Raw genomic sequence first — 11172 nt, 5'->3', positions numbered from 1 at the left:
GCTCCTTCCTTGCGTGAAATCGCGGCCGACTGGTCCGCCGATCAGGAAGTCTTTCGTCATACCCATTGGGGCAAGGCGATGATGTGGATCTTTCTGCTCAGCGACACCTTCATCTTCTCCTGCTTTCTGACGGGCTACATGACGATGCGATCATCGGCCGTATTGCCATGGCCCAATACCGCTGAAGTCTTCGCGCTGGTCATTGCAGGCCAAAAGATTCCGCTGATTCTGATCGCGATCATGACCTTTGTCCTCATCAGCTCCAGCGGCACCATGGCGATGGCCGTCAACTTCGGATATCGCCGAGACAGGCGGAAAACGGCGGCGCTGATGATGCTCACCGCCCTGTTCGGCGCGACCTTCGTGTCGATGCAGGCCTTTGAATGGACGAAGCTGATCGAGGAAGGCGTGCGCCCCTGGAGCAATCCGATGGGCGCGCCCCAGTTCGGCGCCAGCTTCTTCATGATCACGGGCTTTCACGGGCTGCACGTAACCTGCGGCGTCATATTGCTGCTGGTCATCGCTTCGAAGGTGGCGCGGGGTCATTATGACCGGACGGGTGATTATTCGGCGGTCGAGATCACCGGGCTTTACTGGCATTTCGTCGATCTCGTCTGGGTGTTCATCTTTGCCTTTTTCTATCTCTGGTAAGGCCAGCCATGCAGGACAGTCCGCCCCTTCCCTCCGCTGCCGCCCATGAAGGCCAGCAACATCCGATCAGCCTCTACCTTAAGGTCTGGGGCCTGTTGTTTCTACTTAGCGCCCTGTCCTATCTGGTCGACTACATGCATGTTCAGGGCATCGTCCGCTGGACGCTGATCATCGCCTTCATGCTGCTGAAAGCCGGACTGATACTGTCCATCTTCATGCATATGGCATGGGAGCGGCTGTCGCTGGTCTACGCGATACTGGTGCCGCCGCTGGTATTGCTGGTGCTGGTGCGGATCATGACCATCGAGGCGAACTACGCCTTCTGGACGCGCGCGATCTTCATGGGTGGAGGGGGATGAACCATGAGCCGGATGCACGGAATGGCGGTGGGGCTATGCCTTGCCGGGGCGGCGGTAACGGCGGTGGGGCTGGGCTGGTTCAGCGACCGGCTCTACATGCGGTCCAGACCGGGGGACCTTGCCTATAAGCCGATGGACGACATGCCGCCCCGCGTCGACATGGCCTCCATCCAGCGCGACTGGCCCGCCAGCTTTACCGAGGCGGGCGAAGGCAGTCGCGTGATCGCCTATCATCGGGACATGCGCGGCAAGGCGCCGATGCCGACGACGGACGCCGGTACTGCGGCAGCGGCTCCGCCGCCAGATCTGGGCGCGCTGCTTGCGAGCGCAGACGCTGGCGCAGGCCAGAAGAAGCTTCAGCTCTGCATCAGCTGCCATGACTTTACCCGAGGTGGGCCCAATCGCATCGGACCGAATTTATGGGGCGTGGTCGGCAGGCCAGTGGCGAGCCATGCGGGCTTTGCCTATTCCCCAGCCATGCAGGCGCACAAGGGCAACTGGGATTATGAGAAGCTGTTCGCTTTCCTCGCCTCGCCGGGGCGGACGGTACCCGGAACAAAAATGAGCTTCGCCGGATTGCGCAATCCCACGGACCGGGCGGCGATCATCAAATATCTCGCGACACTGGGGACGGGCGCGCCACCCCTGCCGCCGCCCAGGGCGATCGCTGCGCGATAGATAAGGTCAGCGAAAAGGGGCGCGCCAGTCTTCCTCGACCAGGTAGCGGCTGAGGAAGGTCGATCCCTGCCGCGCCGCCGTCCGGGCGATATGGCGACGTATGTCATTGTCGCTGGCCCCCAGTACGGCGCGAAAGGCATCCATCGCCCTGGCCGTGGGCTCGCGTTTCAGGTCGACATAGGGCTGGAAAATATCACCGAGCGCCTGTTCCCAGGCCTTCTCGATCTGGAGTAGCCGATTTTCCATGGCTCGCCTCGCTGCGCAGGATGCTGCGTTTCTGAATATGGTGTGGACGGGGATGCGCGGCAAGTGGTCGGCCACGGCCGCCATCGTTGTCGCATGCCGGGAAGGGTGGGCTGCCCTGCTCGCACCGGGCATCTCGCTCGCCTTAGCGCAGGACGCGCCCGCACAGACTCCACCTCCTCAAACGTAGAAACCGACGCGAAACCATCGTCGCCACGGGGTTCCAGAGCGGCTTTTCGGCAGACGGTTCCGCCGTGTCACTGCGCGGCGACGCCGCGCACCAGCCGCTGGAGCTGACCGCAGGTTACGGCGACCATGACGATCAGGGTTGAACATCTATCTCAACGGCAAATATCCGCAGGTCGGCCGCGTCACAAATTCTGCCGTATGAAAAGCTTCATCAAAGGGCGGCCTCCCTTGGGCCTCCTTTTTCATCATGGCGCGGTTGCAGCATGCGGCGCCGGCTCCTACCTGCGGTCGGAGAATCCACTTCCGGAGCATATCCCCGTATGACCGACAACTATACCCCGCCCCGCGTCTGGACCTGGGACAAGGCCAATGGCGGCGAGTTCGCCAATATCAACCGGCCAATCGCCGGGCCGACCCACGAGAAGGAACTGCCAGTCGGAAAACACCCCCTGCAACTCTATTCGCTCGCCACGCCCAATGGGCAGAAGGTGACGATCATGCTGGAGGAATTGCTCGAGGCAGGCAAAGACGCAGAATATGACGCTTGGCTGATCCGCATCAATGAGGGCGATCAGTTCGGCAGCGGCTTTGTCGCGGTCAATCCCAACAGCAAGATTCCGGCGCTGATGGATCATGGCGCATCGCCGCCGCGGCGCGTGTTCGAATCCGGATCGATCCTGATTTATCTCGCCGAGAAGTTCGGCGCTTTCCTGCCTGCCGATCCAGCCAAGCGCACCGAGACGCTGAACTGGCTGTTCTGGCAGATGGGCAGTGCGCCTCTGCTGGGCGGCGGCTTCGGGCATTTCTTCGCCTATGCTCCTGAAAAGTTCGAATATCCGATCAACCGCTATGCCATGGAAGTGAAGCGGCAGCTGGATGTGCTGGACCGTCATCTGACGGACAATGACTATATGGCGGGGGATGAATATACGATCGCGGACATCGCGATCTGGCCCTGGTATGGCGGCGTCGTGCTGGACCGGGCTTATGGCGCGGCTGAGTTTCTGGACGCGCAAAGCTACAGGAATGTGCTGCGCTGGGCGAAGCAGATCGACGCGCGGCCCGCGGTGAAACGCGGACGGATGGTCAACAAGGTGAACGGGCCGCTCGAAGAGCAATTGCACGAGCGCCATGATGCCAGCGATTTCCTGACGCGAACGCAGGACAGGCTGGAAGGGACCGCTTAAGCGCAGCCTGCGCCTCGAAGGGCGGGTTGTGGGTGGATTGCTTTCGTTCCCCCTCCCATCTCCGGGAGAGGGAACGGGGGACAATGGCCGATATACGCCGGCTTCCCGCCTATCCTGCCGCCTTGACGATTTCGGCCCAGGCGGCCTCGTCGACTACCTCGATACCAAGCGCCGCGGCCTGTTTGAGCTTGGACCCCGCGCCCGGCCCCGCAACCACCAGATCGGTTTTCGCGCTGACCGACCCGGCCGCCTTGGCGCCCAGCCGTTCGGCCTGCGCCTTCGCTTCGTCGCGGCTCATGGTTTCGAGCTTGCCGGTGAACACCACCGTCTTGCCGGTGACCGCGCTGGCGGTCGTTTCGACCACATAGGGCGGCGGCGAGACTTCGCTCAGCAGGTCGCTCCAGACGTCCACATTATGCGGTTCGTGGAAGAAATCCGCCAGCGCATGGCCGACCGCCGACCCCACATTTTCCACCCCGATATGTTCGGCAATCGCCTTGTCGAGCCGGTTGCGGAAGCGGCTGTCTTCCTCGCCCTCGGCGGGAGCGCTGCCGTCGCGCAGGGCAATGACCTCCCTCGCGAGCGCGTGAATGGCCGGCAGCGTCGTGTAGCGCTTGAGCAGATCACGCGCCGTCACCGCGCCGATATGGCGGATGCCAAGGCCAAACAGCAGACGCGCTGCGTCAGGCTGGCGCTTGGCCTCGATCGCGGCGAGCAGATTGTCGACCGACTTTTCCTTCCACCCCTCTCGCCCCAGCAGTTCGGCGCGGTGGGCGCGCAGGCGGAAGATGTCGGCCGGTTCCGCGATCCAGCCAAGGTCGAGAAATTCTTCTATGCTCTTTTCGCCAAGGCCCTCAATATCCAGCGCGGCGCGGCTGACGAAATGGCGCAGCCGCTCGAACCGCTGGGCGGGGCAGATCAGCCCGCCGGTGCAGCGGATGTCGACTTCGCCCTCTTCGCGCACGGCTTCGGACTGGCAGACCGGGCAATGGTCGGGAAACCGGAAAGGTTCGCGCGGCTCGTCGCGGGTCAGATTGTCGACCACCTGCGGAATGACGTCGCCGGCGCGCTGGACGACGATGCGGTCGCCGGGGCGGACACCGAGACGCGCAATCTCGTCGGCATTGTGCAGGGTGACGTTGGAAACGACGACGCCGCCGACGGTGACGGGCGTGAGACGGCCCACCGGGGTCAGCTTGCCGGTGCGGCCGACCTGAATGTCGATCGCCTCCAGCGTGGTCTGGGCGCGTTCGGCAGGAAATTTATGCGCGATCGCCCAGCGGGGCGCCTTGGCGACGAAGCCCAGACGCTGCTGCCAGTCGAGCCGGTCGACCTTGTAGACCACGCCGTCAATGTCGAAGGGCAGGTCGGCGCGGGCGGCTTCGATAGCGCGATAATGGGCGATGAGCGCGTCCAGCGCGTCGACGCAGGTGAGACGGTCGGAAACGGGCAGGCCCCAGCCAGCGATCGCCTGCATGACGCCGAGCTGGGTGTCGGCGGGCAGGTCGCTCACCTCGCCCCAGCCATGGGCGAGGAAGCGGAGCGGGCGGCTCGCGGTAACGGCGGCGTCCTTCTGGCGCAGCGAACCGGCGGCGGCATTGCGCGGATTGGCGAACTGGCGCGCCTTTTCCGGATCGTCGGCCTGCGCCAGCAGACGCGCGTTGAGGGCCACGAAGTCGGCCTTCGCCATATAGACCTCGCCGCGTATTTCGAAGAGGTCGGGGATGTTCTCGCCGGTCAGGCGATCGGGAATGTCGCCGATGGTGCGAACATTGGCGGTGACGTCCTCGCCCGTGGTGCCGTCGCCGCGGGTGGCGGCGAGGATCAGCTCACCCTTTTCGTAGCGCAGCGAACAGGACAGGCCATCGATTTTGGGTTCGGCCGTCAGCGCTACTGGAGCGTCTTCCGGGAGCGCGAGGAAGCGGCGGACGCGGGCGATGAATTCGGCGATCTCCTCGTCCGAAAAGCCGTTGTCGAGGCTCATCATGCGGACGGCGTGCGGGACCTTCTTCAGCGCCGAGGTGGGGGCGGCGCCGACCTGCGCATTAGGGGAATCGCTGCGGATGAGGTGCGGAAAGGCCGCTTCGATCGCGTTGTTCTCGCGGATCAGCGCGTCATACTCGGCGTCGGCGATCTCCGGCTCGTCCTGATCGTGATAGAGCCGGTTATGGCGCGCAATCTCCCGTGCGAGGCGCATCAGGCGGTTGGCGGCTTCGGCTTCGGTCATCTGGGCAGGATCGGTCATGCGCCTGTCTTTAGCGCCCACCCTTGGCGTCGGGTAGCGTCAATTCGAGCGGGATCGATCGCGGCACCGGGGTCAGCAATATGGCAAGGCCAGCGAGAAGACCGAGGGCGGTCCAGCCATAGCGTTTGGCGCGGAGGTCGAAAGCGGCGCGGATCAGGCAGAAGAGTCCGCCGAACAGCATGGCGATGACGTAGAGGTTCATTCAGACCCCGGCGACAGGCACGGTTTCGAAATGCTGGGGAAAACCAGCGATGATCGGGCGGGCCTTGGCGATGGCGGCGCGGACGGCAGGCAATTTGAGCGAGGCGGCGTGGCTTTCGCGGCTGTCCCAGACTTCGGTGATCCACAGCGCGTCGGGATTCGCCGTGTCGAGCGCGATCACGTAGGAGAGGCAGCCAGGCATGGCGCCAGTCCCTTCCCTCAGATAGCCGAGCAGTTCTTCACGCTTGCCGGGGACGCTCAGCATCTGACCGATCAGGCCGAAACGGGGTCTGGCCTCCTGCGCGACGGCGGGAACGGTGCTGACTGCGAGGCCTGCGGCGGCGAGGGTCAGCATCTCGCGGCGGTTATGGGTCACGTCCATCCTCCGTAGGTCGTTCGCTCGAAACGAACGGGGGTCGTTAGAGCTTTTCCAGCAATCTCTCCGCCTGAGCGCGGGCTTCAGCGGTGATTTCCGCGCCCGACAGCATGCGCGCGATTTCCTCGCGGCGTTCGCCGTCGCTCAGTGCATGAACGCCGGTGCGGGTCACGGTTCCATCGCTCGACTTGGCGATCAGCATATGCCCCGCTCCCCGCGCGGCGACCTGCGGGCTGTGGGTGACGACGAGGATCTGGTTGGTCTGCGACAGACGCGCCAGACGATCGCCGATGGCCGAGGCGACGGCGCCCCCTACCCCGCGATCAATCTCGTCGAAGATCAGCGTGTCCGCGCCGCCCTGCTCCGCCAGCGCCACCTTGAGCGCGAGGATGAAGCGGGACAGTTCGCCACCCGAAGCAATCTTGACCAGCGGGGCGAAGGGCGCGCCGGGGTTGGTCGAGATTTCGAACTCCACCCGATCCATGCCATGGGCGCCCCATTGCCCCTCCTCCTGCGGCGCGACCACGGTGCGGAAACGGGCGGCGTCCAGCTTCAGCGGCGCGAGTTCGGCCGCGACGGCGGCATCCAGCTTGCCCGCTGCCATCTGCCTTTCGGCGGAAAGGGCCTGAGCGGCCTGACGATAGGTGGCGGCTTTCGCCTTCACTTCGGTTTCGAGCGCGGCGAGATGGCCTTCGCCCCCTTCGATGGCGGCCAGCTTCGCGGCCATCTCGTCGCGCAGGGCGGCAAGCTCGTCCGGTGCAACCTGATGCTTGCGGGCAAGGCCGCGCAGGTCGAACAGCCGGGTTTCGATGGCGTCGAGCCGGGCCGGGTCGAAGCTCAGCGCGTCTGCGGCTTCGTTAAGGCGATCTTCCGCCTCCCCGGCTTCGATAACGGCGCGGTCGAGGGCGGCAAGGACTTCGGCCAGAGGCTCATATTCGCCGACGATGCGATCAAGGCGGCGGGCAGCCTGACGCAGTTGGGCAAGCCCGCCGTCGGAGCCGGTGAAACATTCGGTGACGGCCGACAGGTCGTCGGCCAGACGCGCGCCCTTCTGCATGGTGGCGCGTTCTTCGGCCAGCGTCGCTTCTTCGCCCGATTCGGGAGCGAAGCGGGTGAGTTCGTCCACCGCATGAGTGAGGTAATCGCGGTCGCGGGCAGCGCTTTCGACGGCTTCGCGGCTTTCCGCAAGTCGGTCGGCGGCGGCCCGCCAGTCGTGATAGGCGCTGCTGACGGCCCCGGTATCGCAGCGGCCATAGGCATCGAGCAGGAGCCGGTGGCCACGCGGGTTGAGCAGACCGCGATCGTCATGCTGGCCATGAATTTCGACCAGGGCGCTGCTGAGGTCGCGCAGCAGGGCGGCCGAGCAGGCCTGATCGTTGATGAAGGCGCGGCTGCCGCCATCGGCCTTTACCGTGCGGCGGATGATCAGCGGCTCGCCCGGCTCCAGATCGATGCCATTGTCGGCCAGCAGAGCCGTCACGCGATGGTCGGCGCGGGGGGTATCGAAGGTGGCGGTGACGCTGGCCTGCACCTCCCCGCTGCGGACGAGGCCGCTGTCGGCGCGGGCGCCCAGCGCCAGCCCCAGCGAATCAAGCAGGATCGACTTGCCAGCGCCTGTCTCGCCGGTCAGCACGCCAAGGCCGGACCCGAAATCCAGGTCCAGCGCTTCGATCAGCACGACATTGCGAATGGACAGCGCGGTCAGCATGGGAGGCTTCTACCTGCTAACGCACAAAAGGGGAACAAGCCAGCAGCTGATGGCACGCATCTTATGCCTTGTTGGGATGTTCCCGCATCAGCTTGTAGCTGCGCTCATACCATTTGGTGCCGGGATAGTTTTTGCCCAGCACGGCGGCGGCCTTCTGCGCTTCGGCCGGGATGCCAAGCGACAGATAGGATTCGACCAGACGCTCGAGCGCTTCGGGCGTGTGCGTGGTCGTCTGATATTTGTCGATCACGGTGCGGAAACGCAGCGTGGCGGCAAGCCACTGACCGCGACGCTGATAGAAGCGGCCGATCTCCATCTCCTTGCCCGCAAGGTGATCATTGACGAGGTCGAGCTTCAGCCGCGCATCGGCCGCATAGCGCGTATCAGGATAGCGGCGGATCAGCTCGCCCAGCGAGTCCAGAGCCTGCTGCGTGATCTTCTGGTCGCGGGTAACATCGGCAATCTGCTCATAATAGCAGAGCGCGATCAGATAATAAGCGTAAGGCGCATCCTTGTTGCCCGTATGGATCGACAGGAAACGCTGCGCCGCGCCGACCGATTCCGGATAATCACGGTTCATATAATAGCTGAAGGCCGACATCAGCTGTGCGCGGCGCGCCCAGGGCGAATAGGGATGCTGGCGTTCCACTTCGTCGAACAGTGCGGCGGCCAGCTTGTACTGGCCGCGATCCAGACGATATTTGCCCGCATTGTACAGCGTCGACACGTCGCGCGCGACATATTGGGTATCGGACTTGTTCTTCGACGTCGCGCATCCGGCAAGAAGTGCGGCAAGCAGAAGCGGTGCGGTGGCCGCGCCGATGCGCGTCATGGTTTTCGTCAGCATGGCCCGGGTCATAGCCGAGGCAATGCGCCTCGCCAAGCGCCAGAATGTCAGATGCTTGCCAGATGGGCATCCTGTCAGCGTTGCGGCAGGTCCAGCCGCGCGATCGCGCCCCCCTGCGCCGCCGGTTGCAGGGTGAAACGGCCATTCAACTGACTTGCCAGCGCATTGGAGATGCGCAGGCCCAGACTCGGACTGCGCTCCGGTTCAAAATCCGCCCCTATGCCTTCGCCATCGTCTGTGATCCGGAGCGCGAGCGTGCCGGCTATGGTTTCGAGCGCAACCTGGATATTGCCGCCCCGATGCGGCAGACCATGTTCGATGGCATTGCTGACCGCCTCCGTCACGATCAGGGCCATAGGCACAGCGACGTCAGGTTCCAGAATCAGGTCTTCGGGTGCCTCGATGGCGAGCGTTATGTCGTCGCGTCCGGCCGCCTCCATGACATCCGCGGTGAGGGTCGTCAGGAAAGCGCGGATATTCTGCCCTTCGCCCGAAGGGTTGTAGAGCGCCCGGCTGATCCGGCCGACCAGCGCGAGCCGGGCCGATGCGTCATCCAGAGCGCGGCGGGCCAGATCATGGTCGACGTGGCGGCGCTGAAGCGAGAGCATCGCCGCAACGACCTGAAGATTGTTGGACACGCGATGCTGCAGCTCATGGAACAGCAGCTCCCGGTTTTCTGCAAGCGTGCGGCTGCGTTCGCGCTCGATCGCGAGGTTGAAATTCGCCTTCTGCATGAAATGGATGAGCGCGATGTCGACCGCGACCACGATGCCATAGAAGCCCAGCGCCATGATGACGCCGGGGTTGACGGCAAGACCCATGCGCGGCGGGATGAAGAAATACCAGGACAGGAGACCGCCGAGCAGCCCCGCATAAATACCCGGTCGTACGCCGAAGAGGAAGGAGGAGAGGATGACGGCTGGAAAGAAGGAAACGAAAGGATAACCCACCGGCATGGCGATTTCCGCCGCACTGCGCAGGACCAGCGCGATCAGGCAAAAGGCGGTAGCCAGAAGATAGGCATGCCACGGCCGACGCGGGACCAGCGGCAGACGCTCCACGAAGCTTTCGTTCCTGCGCTGCATCTGTCCCCCGCAACCTCTTGTCACAGTAACAGAAGTTTCGTCAGCGCCAATTGATCGAGATCAGGAAATGCCCGCTTCATCGGAAAGGGGGCGCCCGGATCGACCGGACGCCCCCTTTTCCTTTGCGATGTGCCGCGCGATCAGTCCTGAGTCAGGAAGTCAGGCAGCCCGGCATTGCCGCCGTCTTCGTTGCCGCCCTTATCGCCACGCGGGCCCCGGTCGCGGCGCGGGTTACGATCGCCGCGGCCCTCACCGCCACGATCACCCCCGCGACCGCCACGATCGCCGCCGTCACGGCGCGGACCGCGGCCACGATCGCCCCGATCACCACGGTCGCCGCGCGGTTCACGCGGTTCGCGGGCCGGGCGGGTGTCTTCCAGTTCCTCGCCGGTTTCCTGATCGACGACGCGCATCGACAGGCGAACCTTGCCGCGCGGATCGATTTCGAGGACCTTGACCTTCACTTCCTGGCCTTCCGACACGACGTCGGTCGGCTTTTCGACGCGCTCATTCTTCATTTCGGAGACGTGGACGAGACCGTCCTTGCCGCCCATGAAGTTCACGAACGCACCGAAATCGACGATGTTGACGACCTTGCCGGTGTAGATCTTGCCGACTTCCGCTTCCTCGACGATGCCGAGAATCCACTTCTTGGCGGCCTCGATCTGGCTGAGGTCGGACGAGCTGATCTTGATGATGCCCTCGTCGTCGATGTCGACCTTGGCGCCGGTTTCCGCGACGATCTCGCGGATGACCTTGCCGCCGGTGCCGATGACGTCGCGGATCTTCGCCTTGTCGATCTGGATCGTCTCGATGCGCGGGGCGTGCGCCGACAGTTCGGTGCGGGTCGAGGACAGCGCCTTGCTCATCTCACCCAGGATGTGAGCGCGGCCTTCCTTCGCCTGACGCAGCGCGACTTCGAAGATTTCCTGCGTGATGCCGGCAACCTTGATGTCCATCTGCATGGTGGTGATGCCCGCTTCCGTGCCCGCCACCTTGAAGTCCATGTCGCCGAGGTGATCCTCGTCGCCCAGAATGTCGCTGAGGACAGCGAAATTCTTGCCTTCCAGGATCAGGCCCATGGCGATGCCCGACACCGGACGCTTCAGCGGAACGCCCGCGTCCATCATGGACAGCGAACCGCCGCACACCGTCGCCATCGACGACGAGCCATTGGACTCGGTGATGTCGGACAGAACGCGGATGGTGTAGGGGAACTCTTCCTTGCTCGGCAGGACCGGGTGCAGGGCGCGCCATGCGAGCTTGCCATGACCGACTTCACGACGGCCCGGCGCGCCGAAGCGGCCGACTTCACCGACCGAATAGGGCGGGAAGTTATAGTGCAGCATGAAGCTTTCATAATGAACGCCGGTCAGGCCGTCGATCATCTGCTCGGCGTCCTT

The 11172-nt window shown here is 64.1% G+C and carries 12 protein-coding genes; 4 read left to right on the top strand and 8 right to left on the bottom strand.

What is annotated here, in order from left to right; genetic code table 11:
* Positions 1–9 precede the first annotated feature (9 nt).
* The 3 genes from ACFC3J_RS11590 to ACFC3J_RS11580 are packed head-to-tail and all read left to right on the top strand — an operon-like array spanning position 10 to position 1688.
* Positions 10–651: a heme-copper oxidase subunit III family protein gene (locus ACFC3J_RS11590; RefSeq protein WP_375196325.1), complete on the top strand. Its 642-nt coding sequence runs from the start codon at positions 10–12 to the stop codon at positions 649–651.
* A gap of 8 nt (positions 652–659) precedes the next feature.
* Positions 660–1010: a cytochrome C oxidase subunit IV family protein gene (locus ACFC3J_RS11585; protein WP_375196324.1), complete on the top strand. Its 351-nt coding sequence runs from the start codon at positions 660–662 to the stop codon at positions 1008–1010.
* A 3-nt stretch (positions 1011–1013) separates the two neighbouring features.
* Positions 1014–1688 (top strand): c-type cytochrome, encoded by a 675-nt coding sequence (locus tag ACFC3J_RS11580; protein WP_375196323.1) that lies wholly within the window; start codon positions 1014–1016, stop codon positions 1686–1688.
* Positions 1689–1694: 6 nt separating this feature from the next.
* Here the strand turns inward: ACFC3J_RS11580 and ACFC3J_RS11575 are convergent, their stop codons facing one another.
* The gene (locus ACFC3J_RS11575) at positions 1695–1934 is read right to left on the bottom strand and encodes a hypothetical protein (protein ID WP_375196322.1); all 240 of its coding nucleotides are present in this window, start codon (positions 1932–1934) and stop codon (positions 1695–1697) included.
* Between the two features lie 506 nt (positions 1935–2440).
* Between ACFC3J_RS11575 and yghU the strand changes: the two genes are divergently transcribed.
* On the top strand, positions 2441–3307 hold the full coding sequence (gene yghU, locus ACFC3J_RS11570) for a glutathione-dependent disulfide-bond oxidoreductase (protein ID WP_375196321.1): 867 nt from the start codon (positions 2441–2443) through the stop codon (positions 3305–3307).
* 109 nt (positions 3308–3416) lie between these two features.
* Here yghU and ligA read toward each other — a convergent pair whose 3' ends face one another.
* The 7 genes from ligA to pnp all read right to left on the bottom strand — a co-directional run.
* Entirely contained in the window at positions 3417–5552 is a 2136-nt protein-coding gene (gene ligA, locus ACFC3J_RS11565; protein ID WP_375196320.1) for an NAD-dependent DNA ligase LigA, read from the bottom strand.
* A 10-nt stretch (positions 5553–5562) separates the two neighbouring features.
* Positions 5563–5754: a hypothetical protein gene (locus ACFC3J_RS11560; protein WP_375196319.1), complete on the bottom strand. Its 192-nt coding sequence runs from the start codon at positions 5752–5754 to the stop codon at positions 5563–5565.
* Positions 5755–6129: a putative quinol monooxygenase gene (locus tag ACFC3J_RS11555; protein ID WP_375196318.1), complete on the bottom strand. Its 375-nt coding sequence runs from the start codon at positions 6127–6129 to the stop codon at positions 5755–5757. It abuts the gene before it with no gap.
* A gap of 43 nt (positions 6130–6172) precedes the next feature.
* The gene (gene recN, locus ACFC3J_RS11550) at positions 6173–7837 is read right to left on the bottom strand and encodes a DNA repair protein RecN (protein WP_375196317.1); all 1665 of its coding nucleotides are present in this window, start codon (positions 7835–7837) and stop codon (positions 6173–6175) included.
* 61 nt (positions 7838–7898) lie between these two features.
* Positions 7899–8684: an outer membrane protein assembly factor BamD gene (locus ACFC3J_RS11545; RefSeq protein ID WP_375196316.1), complete on the bottom strand. Its 786-nt coding sequence runs from the start codon at positions 8682–8684 to the stop codon at positions 7899–7901.
* Between the two features lie 74 nt (positions 8685–8758).
* The gene (locus tag ACFC3J_RS11540) at positions 8759–9769 is read right to left on the bottom strand and encodes a sensor histidine kinase (protein WP_375196315.1); all 1011 of its coding nucleotides are present in this window, start codon (positions 9767–9769) and stop codon (positions 8759–8761) included.
* A gap of 140 nt (positions 9770–9909) precedes the next feature.
* A partial coding sequence (gene pnp / locus ACFC3J_RS11535; RefSeq protein ID WP_375196314.1) for a polyribonucleotide nucleotidyltransferase occupies positions 9910–11172 on the bottom strand: 1263 nt, incomplete at its 5' end.

This window comes from Sphingobium sp., from assembly GCF_041987595.1.
GTDB lineage: Bacteria > Pseudomonadota > Alphaproteobacteria > Sphingomonadales > Sphingomonadaceae > Sphingobium.
The sequence above is the reverse complement of the archived record's forward strand: the minus strand, read 5'-3'. Positions and strand labels throughout refer to the sequence as shown.